This is a genomic window from Phaeobacter cretensis, from assembly GCF_047372505.1.
GTDB classification, from domain to species: Bacteria; Pseudomonadota; Alphaproteobacteria; order Rhodobacterales; family Rhodobacteraceae; genus Phaeobacter; species Phaeobacter cretensis.
On sequence record NZ_JBKBEU010000001.1, the window covers coordinates 1,539,239 to 1,555,840 of the forward strand.

Here is a 16,602-nt window from a genome sequence, read left to right on the forward strand (position 1 = left end):
TTGGGGCATTTACCCAATTGTCCCCGGCCAAACCCGGGAATGTTTCAGGGAGGACCTTGGCCCTCCCCTCGAAGACGCGCTTTAGAAGCTGTCTTCGAATTTCTTGGCCAGATCTTCGATGTTGTCCGGCGGCCAGTCCTCGACGTCCATGCCAAGGTGCAGACCCATGCCTGACAACACTTCTTTGATCTCGTTCAGCGACTTGCGGCCGAAGTTCGGCGTACGCAGCATTTCTGCTTCGGTCTTCTGGATAAGATCGCCTATGTAGACGATGTTGTCGTTCTTCAGGCAGTTTGCAGAACGTACAGACAGCTCCAACTCGTCCACTTTCTTCAGCAGAAGTGGGTTGAATTCGAGACCATCGTCATCGTCCTGACGGTTTGCCGATTCCGGCTCGTCGAAGTTGACGAAGATCGACAGCTGATCCTGCACAATGCGGGCCGCATACGCGACCGCGTCATCAGGCGTGATCGAACCATCGGTTTCAATCTTCATGGTCAGCTTGTCATAGTCCAGAACCTGACCTTCGCGGGTTGGCTGAACGTCATAGGAGACCTTCTTGACCGGCGAATAGATCGCGTCGATCGGGATTAGACCGATGGGCGCATCTTCTGGCTTGTTCTTGTCTGCAGAGACATAGCCCTTGCCGGTGTTGACGGTCAGCTCCATGAACAGATCCGCGCCGTCATCGAGGTGACAGATCACGTGCTCACGGTTCAGTACTTCGATACCCGCAGAATCGGAGATATCACCGGCGGTGACAACTGCGGGGCCTTTGGCATTGATCGAAAGACGCTTTGGGCCCTCGACTTCCATGCGCAATGACACACCTTTAAGGTTCAGGATGATGTCGGTGACATCTTCGCGAACGCCGGCGACACTGGAAAATTCATGCAGAACGTTGTCGATCTGCACCGAAGTAATGGCCGCGCCTTGCAGCGAGCTCATCAAAACGCGGCGCAGTGCGTTGCCAAGCGTCAGACCAAAGCCACGCTCAAGCGGCTCAGCTACGACGGTAGCCTGGCGTGCGGGATCATTGCCCGGCTTAACGTCAAGCTGTGTCGGCTTGATCAGTTCAGCCCAATTCTTGTGGATCATGCGGTCCCTCCATTCCTGTCTGTACCTCATGTCCGAAGGTGCAGACGCCCGAGGTTTCAAATGGCGTACTGGGGCCTTGCAGAAATCGCAAAGCCCCAGCAAAAATCAGTGTCACTTAGACGCGACGACGCTTCGGCGGACGGCAGCCGTTGTGCGCGATCGGAGTTACATCACGAATCGAGGTGATGTTGAAGCCCACTGCCGCCAAAGCGCGCAGAGCAGATTCACGACCCGAACCGGGGCCCTGAACTTCAACTTCGAGAGTTTTAACGCCGTGTTCCTGCGCTTTTTTTCCTGCGTCTTCTGCAGCCATCTGAGCAGCATAAGGAGTCGATTTACGCGACCCTTTGAAGCCCATGGTGCCTGCGGAGGACCAGGAAATCGCATTGCCTTGCACGTCCGAGATCAGAATCTTGGTGTTGTTGAACGAGGAGTTCACATGTGCAACGCCCGAGGCGATGTTCTTGCGCTCTTTGCGCTTGGTACGAGTCTTATCGCGTGCCATTGATCAAACCCTCCCTTATTTCTTCTTACCAGCAATGGCCTTTGCAGGGCCTTTGCGAGTACGAGCGTTGGTGTGGGTACGCTGACCGCGAACGGGCAGGTTACGGCGATGGCGCAGACCGCGGTAGCAGCCAAGGTCCATCAAACGCTTGATGTTCATCTGAACTTCACGGCGCAGGTCGCCTTCGACGGTAAAATTGGCGTCAATGTGCTCACGCACGGCCAGAACTTCGGCGTCAGACAGCTCGTTTACACGACGGGTCGCGTCGATGCCTACAGCTTCGCAGATGGCTTCAGCAGAGGTCGTACCAATGCCGGTGATATATGTGAGGGCGATAGGGACCCGCTTTGCAGTGGGGATGTTTACGCCGGCAATACGTGCCACGTGTCACTTTCCTTTTCGTTGCGGTTCCGTAGCTCCGGAACCTTTTTTCACAACGCTTGACCGTGGCAGTGTCGCCAGGGGGTCCAGCATTTTGAGGTGGCCAGGTGGCAAAACTTGCAATCACCCGGTATGATTCCCAATAGGGATGGGGTTCCCTATGTGGAAATCACTGTATGGTCAACCTCTTTGCCCGTTCAAAGGAGCGACTGATTGGAAGAACAACTTATGGTTGCAACTCATTTGCGGTGATGCAATCAATCGATATCTGATACATACAACAGGAACGCGCATGACTATTCGGTTGATATACAAATCTCGGGCAACCTTCCCTCCCTTTAGTGTGACCGATGTCGACATAATGCGAGAAGCAGACAGCCATAACTCCGAAAACGATATCACAGGATTTCTAGTGCGCTTGGACTGGATGTATATTCAAGTTCTTGAAGGAGAGCGTGAGGCGGTCAACACGCTTATCCAAGGAATAATCAAGGACCCACGCCATTACGCATACCAGATGATCCAGCTCGTCGAAATCGAGCAGCGTATGTTTGGTGACTGGTCGATGGGTTATATGGATATGTCCGGCAAAAAGCTTGCGTTCTCCTCGATGCTACAAGGCCTATCGGACACAAGCCCTGCTGAAGACATGGGACATGTGCTAAACCACATCGCACATGCAGCCCAAATGCAGAGCGGGCAGCCCTAAGACTGCCCGAAACACTGCATTGGAAATAAGAACGGTTCGTTAGTCGCCCATGATCCAAGAAAGATTCTTACGAACCTCATCGATTGAGGCAAGCCCGTCGAGCCGCTGAAGGTTACCCTTGGCATAGAAATAGCCGATGAGAGGCGACGTCTTCTTGTAGTATTCCATCAGACGCGTGCGGAGGCTTTCCTCGTTATCGTCTGGACGGCGCTTTTGGTTGGTACCGCCACAATTGGCGCATTTGCCATCCGCAGGCCAAGGCTTGGTCTGATCGTGGTAGACCTCACCACAATCGCCACAAGTCGAGCGGCCGGTAATGCGAGCGACAAGCGCTTTGTCATCAACCTGCATCTCAATGACAGCATCCAGCTTCTGGCCGGTTTCACGCAGCAAATCAGCCAACGCGTCCGCTTGCGCCAATGTCCGAGGGAACCCATCGAAGATAAACCCACCTTCGGCTCCTTCTTCGATTTTTTCACGAATAAGGCCAATGACAATACGATCAGTCACCAGCTCGCCTCGTGCAATCACATCAGCGACGCGTTTGCCCATTTCGCTGCCCGATGCTTGTGCATCGCGCAGCATGTCGCCAGTACTAAGCTGAATCATATTTCGCGATTCAACTAGGTAGCGTGCTTGTGTTCCTTTGCCCGCGCCGGGCGGGCCCAGAAGAATAATATTGCTCATCGGCGTGCAGGTCCCCGTCGTGTCCGTTTCTTATTGCGACCGCGCAACTGGCTCTTTTCAATGAGACCTTCGTACTGATGCGCAAGCAGGTGGCTTTGTGCCTGTTGGATGGTGTCCATAACAACAGAAACAACAATCAACACGGACGTACCGCCAAAGTAAACCGGGATTGCCAACTGACCACGTAGGATTTCTGGTAACAGACAGACGGCAGCCAGATAAGCAGAGCCGAGAACAAGCACACGATTGACTACATACTCAAGATATTCTGCAGTCTTTTTACCCGGGCGAATACCAGGAACAAAGCCATTCTGATTCTTCAGGTTGGTCGCAACTTCATCGGGTTTGAACGACACGTTGAAGGTATAGAAATAGGCAAAGAAAACGATCATGCCGACAAAGAACAGCAGATAGAGTGGCTGACCAGGGCCAAAGTTGGCCAGTAGCCATGACATAATCGGACCGTTAGTTGCGTTCGACGAGAAGGTCGAGATCGTCACCGGTAGCAGAAGCAGGGAGGACGCAAAGATCGCTGGGATCACGCCCGCCGGGTTCACCTTGACTGGAAGATGGCTGGAGCCGCCATCATAGACTTTCATGCCGACCTGACGACGTGGGTACTGGATATGGATTTTACGCAGCGCGCGCTCCATGAACACCACGAACATGATGATAGCAATCATCATCAGGATCACCGCGATGATTACCCCCGGACTGATCGCTCCGGAGCGGCCAGAGGCGAGGAACTGGGCGATTGCGGCAGGAACCTCGGCAATAATGCCGACGAAGATAATCAGTGAGATACCATTGCCGATGCCACGCTGGGTAATTTGTTCGCCCAGCCACATTAGGAACATCGTGCCGCCTACCAGCGTGATCATGCAGGCGAGGCGGAAATAGAGACCCGGATCCGTTGCCAGATCACCCGATTCGAGTGAGACAGCCAACCCGTAAGCTTGCGCCGTCGCCAGAAGCACCGTGCCGTAGCGGGTGTATTGGTTGATCTTCTTGCGGCCCTGCTCGCCCTCTTTCTTCAGCTGCTCGAGCGCTGGAACCATCGAGGTCAGCAGCTGCACAATAATAGACGCCGAAATATAGGGCATGATGCCAAGTGCAAAGATGCCCATACGACCAAGTGCACCGCCGGTAAACATGGAAACCATGCCCCCAATGCCCTGCCCTGCTGCGTTCATGAACTGGCGCAGTGCATCCGCATCAATCCCCGGAACGGGAATATATGTGCCAAGGCGATAGACAATCAAAAGCCCGAGCGTAAATAGGATACGGTTGCGCAGATCCGTGGCTTTGCCAAGAGCGGCCCAGCTGGTGTTCGCCGCCATTTGTTCTGCTGCTGATACCATGAAAAAGGTCTCTTCTTGCGAAAACGCCGCCCAGGGCCGTTTTCCGGCTCGGGCGGCGTCAATGGAAAACTGAAGACTATGTAAGCGGCATCGGCGCCGCTCACAAGCTGTTACTCAGCTGCGGCAGTATTTGCCACGGTCAGTGCGCCACCAGCCTTCGCTACCGCGTCAACTGCTGCCTTTGAGGCACCGGTCACTGCAATGGTTGCTTTGGCGGTGAATTCACCCTTCGCAAGAACGCGAATACCGTCCAGCTTGCGGCGAACAACACCTGAAGAAATCAGTGTGTCTTCGTTGATCGAGCCTGCTTCCAGCTTGCCCGCGTCGATGAACTTCTGGATCAGGCCCAGGTTCACAACTGCGTAGGACTTACGGTTCGGCTTGTTGAAGCCGCGCTTGGGCAGACGTTGGTAGAGGGGCATCTGGCCGCCTTCGTAACCATTGATCGAAACACCCGAACGGGATTTCTGGCCTTTGATACCACGGCCACCCATTTTACCTTTGCCGGAACCCGGACCACGTGCAACGCGCATGCGTTTCTTTGTGGCACCTGGATTATCGCGCAATTCATTGAGTTTCATATCGCTTCTCCTTTGCCGGAAGTGCCCCCGAAGCGGATTAGGGCAGACACGGCGTTTCTTGGTTTTCTGATTCTGTAGTCCGCAGGACCACCGGGGGCATATAGACCTGATGCCGGGCGGGATCAAGGGTTCCGTCTCCGCATCAGGTCTATACGAATGTGAGTGTGCAGTAAGTCCGACAAAGCTGTGCACGGTTATTCGGAACCCAGGCCACTTACCTCATCAGCGGCTCCGCGAATTTCAGGTTCAGCCTAGATTGCGATCACTATTAAATCGCAGAGGTGCATGGACACAGGACACCGAGGCGAACGGAGTTTGGAGACTAAGGCGTATGGGAGGTCACAAAGATAAACGGAGCAGAAATGAAAAACGCCCCGCAAAGCGGAGGCGCGTTCATTCCGCCCCCAAGGGAGGAGAAAGAGTCGATCTGATCCTAGGCCCTCGTTAGCGACTAAGCCGCCGGGGCCGTAGTGAAAGGCAGAGCTCAGTTACCGTAAGCCTGAACATGAGCGATCTGTGCGATGTCACAGCGACGCACGCCAATGTCTGCCAGATCACGATTAGACAAGCTGTCCAGCTCGGCGAAGGTGCGTTTGTATTCCGCGCGACGGTTCCAGCTGTCTTTGATCTCTTCAACCACGCCGCGCAGGCGAGCAATGAAGGTGAAGCCGGTTTCGGTGGTATTGATGACATGTGCCATAATTTTAGTCCTTTATCTGACCGGACGAATTTCCGGTTGTTCTCAGTTGTGTCTGTTTCAGTGACACCTGACAGATAAGAGACCCTGTTTGCGCAAACAACTGACAGCTCGGACTTCCCGCTATGCGCACTAGGCATAGAAGATGACTCATAGGTTAGCTTCCTTCGCATACTGCAACTCGCCCTTCGGGTGCCGGTCTACAAGGCACAAGACGTTCAGGAACGATGTTCTGTGTCTCTCGCGAGAAACGAAATGGTGGCCTGTTGTATCTGTAGCCCTAGGGGTACTGCCCTGTGCCTATGTTTGGCGCCGACAATCTAAGAACATTCCTCAATCTCCTCGGCGTCCGGCACAATTTTGCGGCCTGAAACATGGAATTCATCCCCACCATGGGCGATTAGGAACCACCAAGGGATGCACTCGCTAGCCTCTGGAACCGCAAACTATCCTTTCGTGCCATTGCTGTGTTTCAGGTCACATGGCAGATTGAATGCAAGGAAAACATCAGCATCAAGGAACTCTATCATGGCACTCTTCAGCACTCTCATCGGCGCAACCGCAACCATCACCGCAGCTGCAAGCGGCTACATTGGTCTCTCCGCCACAGTCGTTGCCCTCCTCGTTCTCTACCCGCTGACCGCTGAAGTGGTGACACGCCTGCTGCAGGCCATGATCGACCGTAAAGACGCTGCTGAAACAGCACCAGATCTTCCCTACTACGACGCCCGCACTTACTTCGGTTAATCCCAAAGTCCCCGTTGGACGCCCCTCCTGGCGTAGGTCTTCGTGGATCAGGTTTTCATAGCTGATGTTGGAAACAGGATATACGGACGGCTCAGACGTCTCTCTCCCAGCGGACAAAAGCTCGAAAAGTCCCAAAATCGAACTGAAATACGAAAAGAGCGCCCCGAATTAATCGGGGCGCTCTTTTTATTCTGGCCGATCGAAAGAGGCTTAGTCGCGCTCTTCGATGATCTCCACCATGTGGGAGACTTTGCGCACCATGCCACGTACGGAAGGGGTATCTTCCAGAACGCGGGTTTTGTGCATCTTGTTCAGGCCCAGACCGATCAGCGTGGCACGCTGGTCTGCGGGGCGGCGGATCGGAGAACCGATCTGCTTAACAACGATGGTTTTAGCCATGAGTTCGTCTCCTTACGCTTCAGCAGCTTCGGCAGTCGGTGCATCATCCCGTTTGGGGAGAATGTCAGCGACTTTCTTGCCACGACGCTGAGCAACCGAACGCGGCGACTGCTCTTTTTTCAGACCGTCCATGGTGGCGCGGATCATGTTGTAGGGGTTCTGCGAACCGATCGACTTCGAAACAACATCTTTGATGCCAAGCATCTCGAAGACGGCGCGCATTGGACCACCTGCAATGATACCAGTACCTTCAGGAGCGGTACGCATGACAACTTTGCCCGCGCCGTGACGGCCGTGCATGTCGTGATGCAGGGTGCGGCCTTCTTTCAGCTGCACGCGGATCATCTGACGCTTGGCCTGCTCGGTGGCTTTACGAATAGCCTCGGGGACCTCTTTCGCTTTACCTTTACCAAAGCCGACACGGCCTTTTTGATCGCCAACAACCACAAGAGCGGCGAAGCCAAAGCGCTTACCACCTTTTACGGTTTTCGACACCCGGTTGATCGCGACCAAGCGGTCTGCAAATTCCGGTGTTTCTTCTTCGCGGCGGCCACGGCCACGGCGATTTTCACGTTCTGCCATGAGGCAATCCTTTTCATTCTGGCGACAAGCGCCTGACTTGGAACTCAATCCAGGTGGGCAAAGGCCGGATCGGCTACCCCCGGATCATCGGGATGGCGCGAACGCCATCCTCTTTGACTTTGGTTGCGCCCCCTTTATCCCGGATGCCCGAGACGACGAAAGCGCAGATCCTTAGATCTTCAGGCCGCCATCACGCGCAGCGTCGGCCAGAGCCTTCACCTTGCCGTGAAACAGAAAGCCGCCACGATCGAAATAGGCCTCGGAGACGCCAGCCGCCTTTGCACGCTCGGCGATAACCGAACCCACCTTGGTAGCTGCTTCGACGTTGTTCTTGCCAACTTGACCCAGGTCTTTTTCCAGGGTCGATGCCGAAGCGAGGGTCACACCACGTACGTCGTCGATCAATTGAACAGAGATGTTCTTGTTCGAGCGGTGTACAGACAGGCGCGGACGGCCTGCGTTGACCTTGCGAAGCTTGTTCCGGACGCGCAGCCGGCGCTTCAGAAACAGGGTACGTTTGCTGTTTGCCATTTTGCTGGTCCTTACTTCTTCTTGCCTTCCTTGCGGAAGATAAACTCGCCTTTGTAGCGAATACCTTTGCCCTTGTAGGGCTCAGGACGACGCCAGTCGCGGATTTTGGCCGCAACTTCGCCGACGAGTTGTTGATCATTACCTTCGACAACGATTTCAGTCTGCTTGGGTGCGGTGATAGTCACACCTTCCGGAGCAGTGAAATCAACGTCATGGCTGTAACCAAGGTTCAGTTTCAGGGTATTACCCTGCATCTGAGCCCGGTAACCCACACCCTGGATCTCCAGCTCTTTTTTGAAGCCGGTGGTCACGCCTGCAACCAAGTTAGCGACCATAGTGCGGGACATGCCCCACTGCTGGCGCGCGCGCTTGGATTGGCCGCGAGGGTCAACTTTGATGACATTGTCATCAACAGTCAGGGTGACGTCGTCGGTGGCGGTGAAGCTACGGGCGCCTTTCGGGCCTTTGACTTCAATGGTCTGGCCGGACACAGAAGCCGTTACGCCGCTGGGAAGTTCGACCGGTTTTTTACCAATACGGGACATCGTGGGGCCTCCTTAGAAGACGGTGCAGAGCACTTCGCCGCCGACGTTGGCTGCGCGTGCGTTTGCGTCCGACATCACACCCTTGGGGGTGGAGACAATCGACACACCCAAGCCCTGACGGACAGACGGGATGTCATTGACGCCCATGTAAACGCGACGACCGGGTTTGGAAACCCGCTTCAGTTCACGGATAACAGGTTCGCCGTCGAAGTATTTCAGGCTGATTTCCAGAGCCGGATGGCCCTTTGCATCAGTCCCGGACTCATAGCCGCGGATGTAACCCTCTTGCTTAAGCACATCCAGAACCCATGCCCGCAGCTTGGAAGCCGGGGTCATGACGGTGGATTTGCCACGCATTTGCGAGTTACGGATACGGGTGAGCATATCGCCGATAGGATCGTTCATATCAGTCTCTCCCTTACCAGCTCGATTTCACCATGCCGGGGATCTGGCCATTCGAGCCCAGTTCCCGCAGCGCGATCCGGCTGATCTTCAGCTTACGATAGTAAGCGTGAGGACGGCCGGTCAGCTGGCAGCGATTGTGCAGACGAGTTGCCGACGAATTACGCGGCAGTTTAGCCAGTTGGAGGCGCGCTTTGAAACGCTCTTCCATCGGACGGCTTTCGTCGGCTGCGATTTCTTTCAGCTCGGCACGCTTTGCGGCGTATTTTGCCACCAGGCGTTCGCGCTTCTTCTCGCGTTCGATCATGCTTTTCTTAGCCATGTCTCTTCCTTCCCGCGCTTAGCTGTTGAAGGGCATGTTGAATTGCTTCAACAGCGCCTTTGCTTCCGCGTCGGTGTTCGCGGTGGTGGCAATCACGATGTCCATACCCCAAGGCTCGTCGATCTTGTCGAAATCGATCTCAGGGAAGACAATGTGCTCTTTCAGACCCATGGCATAGTTGCCACGGCCGTCAAAAGAACTGCCCGGAACACCGCGGAAGTCGCGGATACGGGGCATCGCGATGGTGGTCAGACGATCGAGGAATTCGTACATCCGGTCGCCGCGCAGAGTCACCTTTGCACCCATCGGCATGCCTTCGCGAACGCGGAAGCCAGCGATGGAGTTCTTTGCCACTGTTGTCAGTGCTTTCTGGCCCGCGATGAGGGTCAGGTCAGCCTGAGCAGACTTGGCTTTCTTGCTGTCTTTAACGGCAGCACGGCCACAGCCGATGTTCAGAACGATTTTCTCCAGCTTGGGAGTCATCATTTCGTTCTTGTAGCCGAACTCTTCTTTCAGGGCGCCACGGATGGTGTCCTTATAGAGAGTTTTCAGACGCGGGGTGTAGGTTGCGGAATCAAGCATCAATCACGTCCCCCGTGGTTTTGGCGAAGCGCACTTTCTTGTCACCTTCCATGCGGAAGCCAACGCGTGTTGCTTTACCGTTTGCGTCCAGCAGGGCCAAGTTCGACAGCTGGATAGGCAGTGCTTTAGGCAGACGGCCACCTTGGTCAGACTGAGTCTGACGCGTGTGGCGGATTGCCGTGTTCACACCGTCAACGATGGCTTTGCCGGCTTTAGGGTCAACGGAGGTAATTGTACCTTCTGTGCCTTTATCTTTGCCAGCAAGCACGACGACCTTGTCGCCTTTGCGGAGTTTAGCAGCCATGATTACAGCACCTCCGGAGCAAGCGAGATGATCTTCATGAAGTTTTTCGCGCGCAGTTCACGAACAACCGGACCAAAGATACGTGTACCTACGGGCTCGTTGTTATTGTTCAGGATGACGGCTGCATTGCGGTCAAAACGGATTGCGGTACCGTCTTCACGACGGACTTCCTTGGCAGTGCGTACGACGACGGCCTTACGGACGTCCCCCTTTTTTACGCGACCGCGCGGGATGGCTTCCTTTACCGAGACAACAATGATGTCGCCTACGGATGCGTACTTACGCTTGGAACCACCCAGAACCTTGATGCACTGAACTCGGCGAGCGCCGGAGTTGTCAGCAACATCCAGGTTTGTTTGCATCTGGATCATGTGGTTTCTCCCGACCTTTGGGGCGCCGATGCGTGGCGTGATCCCCCAGGGTTTCGACTAACTGTTAAGTCTAGTCGCCAGGAGTCTCGAGAAGAGACTCTTAGGCTTCCAGAACTTCCCAGCGTTTCGTTTTCGATTTCGGCGCGCACTCGATGATGCGTACGGAATCGCCGATCTTGAAAGCGTTCTGTTCATCGTGAGCCCGGTATTTCTTGGACTTACGGATGGTTTTCTTCAGAACCGGATGCGTAAAGCGACGCTCTACGGAAACGGTTACGGTCTGTGCGTTAGCGTCGGAGGTCACGACGCCGGACAGGATACGTTTGGGCATTCGAGAAGCTCCTTATTCAGCTGCTGCTGCAGCTTTTTCGTTCAGGATGGTTTTCACACGGGCAGCATTGCGGCGCGCCGCTTTGATGCCGGAAGTGCTTTCCAACTGACCAGTTGCCTGCTGAAAACGCAGGTTGAAGCTCTCTTTTTTCAGGGATGCGAGGGCATCGCGGAGTTCATCCACGGTTTTCTCGCGCAGATCATTGGCGTTCATCGCCTTTGTTCCTTGTCCAAAGCACCAGAAGGCCCCGAGGGTCACCTTGTTACCTGGTGGGTTATGTCACACCGTGGCGGACCACGGCAAAAAAGAATCACCGTGCCCTGATCCAGTGCGGATAAGGGATAGGCGATGGGTCCCTATAGAGGAGAAGACCTGCAGGGGCAAGGGAAAGATTTGGGAGACACGGCCCACACCTGGCTACCCCGTAGTGGCAAGCTCCGAAAGCTGTTACCCAGCCCCAAATCACACAGTAAAGGATATGGCAATGATCCAGCCCACTGCGTCGTTCAAAGACAACCTCCGACTTGTCCCTTCCATTAAGGACCTGAACGGTATTGAGGTGTTAGGCCCCTCCAGGACCGTTGTCGCCCGCATTGACAATATCCCCGGCAAACAGGGTTCGCTCGCGGTCTATCAGTATCTCGCGCAGAACTTCAGCACACTGGATGCAGACGCCGCGTCGCACGGCATCGCTGTCTTTGCGGAACACACCGAAGACGCAAAGAACCATCCCGGAGTGCATCCGAACATCGATCTGCTGCTGGGAATTATTGCTGGCGGCGCGCCGTTGACGATCAGGGTCTTGAAGAGCTGACGCAATCAGGCAGGTCCGGCACAGGGCGCGGGCCTGCCCTTTGGAATAATGTGGTAAGTTCACTGGTCAACCAGTTTCTTCACCTTGTTCAGGACCGTTTCAAAATGCCAGCCGTCCGGCAACCTTGGCAGCCATAGGCGTTTATCACCTGCAACAATCACCATCGCGCCGCGGCGGGTTTTCATCCGCTGAATGTCCTTGATAGCCAGCTCAACGCAAGCGCCGGACCTTTCAACTGACAGCACGCGCTGCGTAGTGATCACATATGTGGATGACCGGAATACCCGGTGCACGAACAACCAGATCACCATTGCCAGCGGTGCGCATAGAACGATGACAACAACTTCGGTCAGAGTTGGAACATTTCGCGCATGAACGGCGTAAACCAACTGCTCGCCTGTATTCAGCTCAATAGGTGCATGATCATACACAGAGGTCTGCCTCTCACGTCGTGATACGGTATCGGTTTCCACCCGTTCGGCCCTCAATCACTCTTGCGAAGCTATTGCCGCTTGGTAGATAAGGCTTCACTCCCACCGGTAATTGAAACTGACCGAGATCCGCTCTTCTTCTGCCATGTTCAATGGCACCTCGTGGCGGATGAAGCTTTCCCACAACAATACGTCGCCGACACGGGGCGACTGATAGACAAAGGTCTTCAGCTCTTGCCGGCAGTCCTTAGTACGCGGCGGATGCGCCATCATCATGGCGTGACGCGGGTCTTCCAGCTTCAGGGCAGAGGCCCCCTCGGGCATCGACACGTAAGTGGTGCCGGAGATCACCGAATGGGGGTGGATGTGGCTGGCGTGGGTGCCGCCTTCCGGCAGGATGTTGATCCACAGGTCCTCCAGCACCAGCTTGCGGCCATCCAGGTCCAGTGCCAGATCCTCGGCAAAGGCGGCCACATGCAGATCCAGCGATTTGACCACATCGGCAAAGATCGGGAAACGCCAGGGCAGATCCGTTAGTGATGCATAGGAGGTATAACCGGGATAGCCGTTCTCCTCGCACCAATCCTGCCCCGCTTCGTCGTCCTGTGCGATCACAAAGCAAGAGTTTTCAAGTTCACGGGCGTCAATATTGGGCCCGTGTTCGGACAACGTTGCGCGGTAGAGACGGGTAACGAAGAGGGATTCTATCTGTGCCATAACTGTCGTTTACCGCAACATGCAGATGAGTACGAGATGCTTTGCCGGGTACCAGCCAAGCGGCCCTCTCCCTTTTCGCTCCGCTCCCCGGTAAGTTGGGCGCAACAAAGATAAGGAGTAGGATATGCGTTGGATAACTAGGCTGCTTTCTCATGGGATCACTCTCGCAATCGGCTTTGCACTGGGGATCTACATGTTACCAATCCTGACCGCCCCAGCGAGCCCAGATGCAGCAGCCCTGACGGCAAGTGCCGAGGATGCGATCTATACCGGGACCTTCACACGTGATCTGGCAGGCAGCGATTTCTTACATTGGGGAACTGGCAGTATCAGCCTATCCCCACAACAGATCACGCATATGGGTGAACTGGCCCCTGGACCAGACTACAAGCTCTATCTGACACCAACCTTCGTCGAGGACGAGGCCGGGTTTGAGCCGATCAAAGAGATGTCTAGGCTTGTTGGTGATGTTAAAATGTTCAATGGGCTGATTCTAGATCTCCCAGACAACGTGGATATAGAGAACTACACAACTGTGGTGATCTGGTGTGAGACATTTGGCGAATTCATCACAGCTGCCCAGTATCGATAGACTGAGCGGCAAACGCCTCCCCGCCATCCTGGCGTATCCATCCTACTAGGTACTGCTAATTTCAGTCGCCCCATACAAGAAAACCCCCGCCGATCGCTCAGCGGGGGTTTCAAATTTTCTCAAAAGACCGGACTTACCAGTCTTCGCGGACCACGACGCGGGTCTTGACCGGCAACTTCATCGCGGCCAGGCGCAGGGCCTCACGTGCGATGTCGTCATTGACGCCGTCGATCTCGAACATTACGCGACCGGGCTTAACTTTGCATGCCCAGTAATCCACGGAACCTTTACCTTTACCCATACGAACTTCGACGGGCTTAGAGGTTACCGGGGTATCCGGGAAAATACGGATCCAGACACGACCCTGACGCTTCATGTGACGGGTCATGGCACGACGAGCAGCCTCAATCTGACGTGCAGTCACACGCTCAGGAGTGGTTGCCTTCAGGCCATAGGTGCCGAAGTTCAGGTCCGAACCGCCTTTTGCCAGACCGGAAATCCGACCTTTGTGCATTTTGCGGAATTTAGTACGCTTTGGTTGAAGCATGTCATCTCCTCCTTAGCGACGACCGCCTGCACCACGAGGTGCCGGACCGTCTTGGAGTTCCTGTGCTTTACGATCACGCGCCTGAGGATCGTGTTCCATGATCTCGCCTTTGAAGATCCACGTTTTGATCCCAACGATCCCATAAGGGGTCATGGCTTCGGAGTGAGCGTAATCGATGTCGGCGCGCAGTGTGTGCAATGGCACACGACCTTCGCGGTTCCATTCGGTCCGTGCGATTTCTGCGCCACCCAGACGGCCAGCAACGTTCACCCGGATACCCAGGGCCCCCATGCGCATAGCATTCTGAACGGCACGCTTCATCGCGCGACGGAAAGATACACGACGTTCGAGCTGCTGTGCGATGGACTCGCCAACCAGCTGAGCGTCAAGCTCAGGCTTGCGAACTTCAACAATGTTGAGGTGCAGTTCTGAATCTGTCATCGATGCCAGCTTCTTGCGAAGCACTTCGATGTCAGCACCTTTTTTACCGATGATCACACCCGGACGCGCAGTGTGAATGGTCACACGGCACTTCTTGTGAGGGCGTTCGATGATCACGCGGGCGATGCCTGCCTGTTTGCACTCATCCTTGATGAAATCACGGATGCGCAGATCTTCCAGCAGCAGATCACCATAATCTTTGGTGTCGGCATACCAACGGCTGTCCCAGGTACGGTTGACCTGAAGGCGCATGCCGACCGGATTGACTTTATGTCCCATTAGGCTTGCTCCTCAACTTGACGCACCTTGATGGTGATCTCCGAAAACGGCTTGAGGATCTTGCCAAACCGGCCGCGGGCACGAGGACGGCCGCGTTTCATGGTCAGGTTTTTGCCCACATAAGCCTCGGCCACGATCAGTTCATCGACGTCCAGGTTATGATTGTTCTCGGCGTTCGCGATAGCAGACTGAAGGCATTTCTTCACGTCCTGTGCGACCCGCTTGTTGGAGAAAGTCAGGTCGGTCAAAGCCTTCTCAACTTTCTTGCCACGGATCATTGCGGCGACGAGGTTCAGTTTCTGCGGGGAGGTACGGAGCATGCGGATTTTCGCCATTGCTTCGTTGTCTGCCACGCGGCGGGGATTTTTTGCCTTGCCCATGACTTACTTCCGCTTCGCTTTTTTGTCCGCAGCATGACCGTAATAGGTCCGTGTCGGCGAATATTCACCGAACTTCTGACCAATCATGTCTTCCGAGACGTTGACGGGGATGTGTTTCTGACCGTTGTAAACGCCAAACGTCAGGCCCACGAACTGGGGCAGGATCGTCGAGCGGCGCGACCAGATCTTAATAACTTCATTGCGACCCGACTCGCGCGCTGCTTCGGCTTTTTTCAGCACGTAAGCATCGACAAAGGGGCCTTTCCATACAGAGCGAGACATAGATTAACGTCCCTTCTTCTTGGCGTGGCGCGAGCGGATGATAAGCTTTTGCGACGCTTTGTTTTTGTTGCGGGTACGCTTGCCTTTGGTTGGCTTGCCCCAAGGTGTCACTGGGTGACGACCACCGGAGGTACGACCTTCACCACCACCGTGCGGGTGATCAATCGGGTTCATAACAACACCACGTACCGAAGGACGCTTGCCCTTGTGGCGCATGCGGCCTGCTTTACCAAAGTTCTGGTTCGAGTTGTCGGGGTTGCTGACCGCACCAACGGTGGCCATGCATTCCTGACGAACCAGACGCAGCTCGCCTGAGGACAGGCGGATCTGAGCGTAGCCACCATCACGACCAACGAACTGAGCGTAAGTACCGGCTGCACGGGCGATCTGGCCGCCTTTGCCGGGCTTCATTTCGATGTTGTGAACGATGGTACCGATCGGCATGCCCGAAAACGGCATTGCGTTGCCCGGCTTGATGTCTGCCTTTGCGGATGCAACGACGCTGTCACCAACTGCCAGACGCTGCGGAGCGAGGATATAGGCCTGCTCGCCGTCTTCGTATTTGATCAGTGCAATGAATGCGGTCCGGTTCGGATCATATTCGATCCGTTCAACGGTTGCCGCAACATCAAATTTGTTCCGTTTGAAGTCAACGATCCGGTAGAGACGCTTTGCGCCGCCGCCACGACGACGTGAAGTAATCCGTCCGGTGTTGTTCCGGCCGCCCGACTTGGTCAAACCCTCGGTGAGAGATTTAACCGGACGCCCTTTCCAAAGCTCCGAACGGTCGATCAGAACCAGCCCACGCTGGCCCGGCGTCGTCGGCTTATACGACTTGAGTGCCATGCTTTCTGTCTTCCGTTTAGCGTGCAGACCCTTAGGTTTTTGTCTTTGGGCCCGCTATGTGTAAGCCCCCCGCCCGGTTGTCCCAATAATGAAACGCCCTACTAGGGTGGCCAGATTATAGGGCCCCGAAGGTCCCAA

29 protein-coding genes are annotated in these 16,602 nt (G+C 55.1%); 4 read left to right on the plus strand and 25 right to left on the minus strand.

Annotated elements, in window-relative coordinates:
* Positions 1-81: 81 nt before the first annotated feature.
* From ACEWZM_RS07365 to rpsM, 3 genes are all read right to left on the minus strand, one after another.
* A complete protein-coding gene (locus ACEWZM_RS07365) occupies positions 82-1,098 on the minus strand; it encodes a DNA-directed RNA polymerase subunit alpha (protein WP_414005822.1) in 1,017 nt (338 codons plus the stop codon).
* Between the two features lie 115 nt (positions 1,099-1,213).
* Positions 1,214-1,603, minus strand: coding sequence for a 30S ribosomal protein S11 (gene rpsK, locus ACEWZM_RS07370; RefSeq protein WP_014875982.1), 390 nt, complete (start codon positions 1,601-1,603; stop codon positions 1,214-1,216).
* A gap of 15 nt (positions 1,604-1,618) precedes the next feature.
* Entirely contained in the window at positions 1,619-1,987 is a 369-nt protein-coding gene (gene rpsM / locus ACEWZM_RS07375) for a 30S ribosomal protein S13 (RefSeq protein WP_414005823.1), read from the minus strand.
* Between the two features lie 289 nt (positions 1,988-2,276).
* Here rpsM and ACEWZM_RS07380 point away from each other — a divergent pair, with 289 nt between their 5' ends.
* A complete protein-coding gene (locus tag ACEWZM_RS07380; protein WP_414005824.1) occupies positions 2,277-2,693 on the plus strand; it encodes a BLUF domain-containing protein in 417 nt (138 codons plus the stop codon).
* Between the two features lie 39 nt (positions 2,694-2,732).
* Here the strand turns inward: ACEWZM_RS07380 and ACEWZM_RS07385 are convergent, their stop codons facing one another.
* From ACEWZM_RS07385 to ACEWZM_RS07400, 4 genes are all read right to left on the minus strand, one after another.
* Complete coding sequence (locus tag ACEWZM_RS07385) at positions 2,733-3,380, minus strand: adenylate kinase (RefSeq protein WP_414005825.1); 648 nt, start codon at positions 3,378-3,380, stop codon at positions 2,733-2,735.
* Positions 3,377-4,741 carry a preprotein translocase subunit SecY gene (secY, locus tag ACEWZM_RS07390; protein ID WP_414005826.1) on the minus strand — a complete coding sequence of 455 codons (1,365 nt, stop codon included), beginning with the start codon at positions 4,739-4,741 and terminating at the stop codon, positions 3,377-3,379. The genes ACEWZM_RS07385 and secY overlap by 4 nt, the downstream gene beginning before the upstream one ends.
* 110 nt (positions 4,742-4,851) lie before the next feature.
* Entirely contained in the window at positions 4,852-5,322 is a 471-nt protein-coding gene (rplO, locus tag ACEWZM_RS07395) for a 50S ribosomal protein L15 (protein WP_414005827.1), read from the minus strand.
* A 484-nt stretch (positions 5,323-5,806) separates the two neighbouring features.
* Positions 5,807-6,022 carry a DUF1127 domain-containing protein gene (locus ACEWZM_RS07400; protein WP_414005828.1) on the minus strand — a complete coding sequence of 72 codons (216 nt, stop codon included), beginning with the start codon at positions 6,020-6,022 and terminating at the stop codon, positions 5,807-5,809.
* A 525-nt stretch (positions 6,023-6,547) separates the two neighbouring features.
* Between ACEWZM_RS07400 and ACEWZM_RS07405 the strand changes: the two genes are divergently transcribed.
* A complete protein-coding gene (locus tag ACEWZM_RS07405; protein ID WP_414005829.1) occupies positions 6,548-6,766 on the plus strand; it encodes a hypothetical protein in 219 nt (72 codons plus the stop codon).
* Positions 6,767-6,976: 210 nt separating this feature from the next.
* On the opposite strand, the gene rpmD is transcribed toward ACEWZM_RS07405, so the two are convergent.
* From rpmD to rpmC, 11 genes are all read right to left on the minus strand, one after another.
* Positions 6,977-7,165, minus strand: coding sequence for a 50S ribosomal protein L30 (rpmD, locus tag ACEWZM_RS07410; protein WP_414005830.1), 189 nt, complete (start codon positions 7,163-7,165; stop codon positions 6,977-6,979).
* A gap of 12 nt (positions 7,166-7,177) precedes the next feature.
* Positions 7,178-7,747 (minus strand): 30S ribosomal protein S5, encoded by a 570-nt coding sequence (rpsE, locus tag ACEWZM_RS07415; protein WP_414005831.1) that lies wholly within the window; start codon positions 7,745-7,747, stop codon positions 7,178-7,180.
* 171 nt (positions 7,748-7,918) lie between these two features.
* Complete coding sequence (gene rplR / locus ACEWZM_RS07420; protein WP_414005832.1) at positions 7,919-8,278, minus strand: 50S ribosomal protein L18; 360 nt, start codon at positions 8,276-8,278, stop codon at positions 7,919-7,921.
* Positions 8,279-8,289: 11 nt separating this feature from the next.
* Positions 8,290-8,823, minus strand: coding sequence for a 50S ribosomal protein L6 (gene rplF, locus ACEWZM_RS07425; RefSeq protein ID WP_414005833.1), 534 nt, complete (start codon positions 8,821-8,823; stop codon positions 8,290-8,292).
* A 12-nt stretch (positions 8,824-8,835) separates the two neighbouring features.
* The gene (gene rpsH, locus ACEWZM_RS07430; protein ID WP_414005834.1) at positions 8,836-9,228 is read right to left on the minus strand and encodes a 30S ribosomal protein S8; all 393 of its coding nucleotides are present in this window, start codon (positions 9,226-9,228) and stop codon (positions 8,836-8,838) included.
* A gap of 13 nt (positions 9,229-9,241) precedes the next feature.
* A complete protein-coding gene (gene rpsN / locus ACEWZM_RS07435; protein WP_414005835.1) occupies positions 9,242-9,547 on the minus strand; it encodes a 30S ribosomal protein S14 in 306 nt (101 codons plus the stop codon).
* 18 nt (positions 9,548-9,565) lie between these two features.
* On the minus strand, positions 9,566-10,129 hold the full coding sequence (gene rplE, locus ACEWZM_RS07440) for a 50S ribosomal protein L5 (RefSeq protein WP_414005836.1): 564 nt from the start codon (positions 10,127-10,129) through the stop codon (positions 9,566-9,568).
* Positions 10,122-10,433 (minus strand): 50S ribosomal protein L24, encoded by a 312-nt coding sequence (gene rplX / locus ACEWZM_RS07445; RefSeq protein WP_414005837.1) that lies wholly within the window; start codon positions 10,431-10,433, stop codon positions 10,122-10,124. Before rplX ends, rplE begins: the two co-directional genes overlap by 8 nt.
* Positions 10,434-10,435: 2 nt before the next feature.
* A complete protein-coding gene (rplN, locus tag ACEWZM_RS07450) occupies positions 10,436-10,804 on the minus strand; it encodes a 50S ribosomal protein L14 (RefSeq protein WP_005621870.1) in 369 nt (122 codons plus the stop codon).
* A gap of 100 nt (positions 10,805-10,904) precedes the next feature.
* Entirely contained in the window at positions 10,905-11,135 is a 231-nt protein-coding gene (rpsQ, locus tag ACEWZM_RS07455) for a 30S ribosomal protein S17 (RefSeq protein ID WP_414005838.1), read from the minus strand.
* Between the two features lie 12 nt (positions 11,136-11,147).
* Positions 11,148-11,348 carry a 50S ribosomal protein L29 gene (gene rpmC / locus ACEWZM_RS07460; RefSeq protein WP_414005839.1) on the minus strand — a complete coding sequence of 67 codons (201 nt, stop codon included), beginning with the start codon at positions 11,346-11,348 and terminating at the stop codon, positions 11,148-11,150.
* A gap of 271 nt (positions 11,349-11,619) precedes the next feature.
* Here rpmC and ACEWZM_RS07465 point away from each other — a divergent pair, with 271 nt between their 5' ends.
* Positions 11,620-11,949 carry a DUF2322 family protein gene (locus ACEWZM_RS07465; RefSeq protein WP_414005840.1) on the plus strand — a complete coding sequence of 110 codons (330 nt, stop codon included), beginning with the start codon at positions 11,620-11,622 and terminating at the stop codon, positions 11,947-11,949.
* 59 nt (positions 11,950-12,008) lie between these two features.
* On the opposite strand, the gene ACEWZM_RS07470 is transcribed toward ACEWZM_RS07465, so the two are convergent.
* The gene (locus ACEWZM_RS07470; RefSeq protein WP_414005841.1) at positions 12,009-12,380 is read right to left on the minus strand and encodes a hypothetical protein; all 372 of its coding nucleotides are present in this window, start codon (positions 12,378-12,380) and stop codon (positions 12,009-12,011) included.
* A 96-nt stretch (positions 12,381-12,476) separates the two neighbouring features.
* A complete protein-coding gene (locus tag ACEWZM_RS07475; protein ID WP_414005842.1) occupies positions 12,477-13,097 on the minus strand; it encodes a TIGR02466 family protein in 621 nt (206 codons plus the stop codon).
* A 124-nt stretch (positions 13,098-13,221) separates the two neighbouring features.
* Between ACEWZM_RS07475 and ACEWZM_RS07480 the strand changes: the two genes are divergently transcribed.
* Complete coding sequence (locus ACEWZM_RS07480) at positions 13,222-13,689, plus strand: DM13 domain-containing protein (protein ID WP_414005843.1); 468 nt, start codon at positions 13,222-13,224, stop codon at positions 13,687-13,689.
* Positions 13,690-13,822: 133 nt separating this feature from the next.
* Here ACEWZM_RS07480 and rplP read toward each other — a convergent pair whose 3' ends face one another.
* The 5 genes from rplP to rplB are packed head-to-tail and all read right to left on the minus strand — an operon-like array spanning position 13,823 to position 16,464.
* Positions 13,823-14,236, minus strand: a complete 414-nt coding sequence (gene rplP / locus ACEWZM_RS07485) for a 50S ribosomal protein L16 (protein WP_014876004.1) — start codon at positions 14,234-14,236, stop codon at positions 13,823-13,825.
* Between the two features lie 12 nt (positions 14,237-14,248).
* Entirely contained in the window at positions 14,249-14,956 is a 708-nt protein-coding gene (gene rpsC / locus ACEWZM_RS07490) for a 30S ribosomal protein S3 (protein ID WP_414005844.1), read from the minus strand.
* On the minus strand, positions 14,956-15,336 hold the full coding sequence (gene rplV, locus ACEWZM_RS07495) for a 50S ribosomal protein L22 (RefSeq protein ID WP_414005845.1): 381 nt from the start codon (positions 15,334-15,336) through the stop codon (positions 14,956-14,958). Before rplV ends, rpsC begins: the two co-directional genes overlap by 1 nt.
* A 3-nt stretch (positions 15,337-15,339) precedes the next feature.
* The gene (gene rpsS / locus ACEWZM_RS07500) at positions 15,340-15,618 is read right to left on the minus strand and encodes a 30S ribosomal protein S19 (RefSeq protein ID WP_005980699.1); all 279 of its coding nucleotides are present in this window, start codon (positions 15,616-15,618) and stop codon (positions 15,340-15,342) included.
* A gap of 3 nt (positions 15,619-15,621) precedes the next feature.
* Positions 15,622-16,464: a 50S ribosomal protein L2 gene (gene rplB, locus ACEWZM_RS07505; protein WP_414005846.1), complete on the minus strand. Its 843-nt coding sequence runs from the start codon at positions 16,462-16,464 to the stop codon at positions 15,622-15,624.
* Between the last annotated feature and the right edge of the window lie 138 nt (positions 16,465-16,602).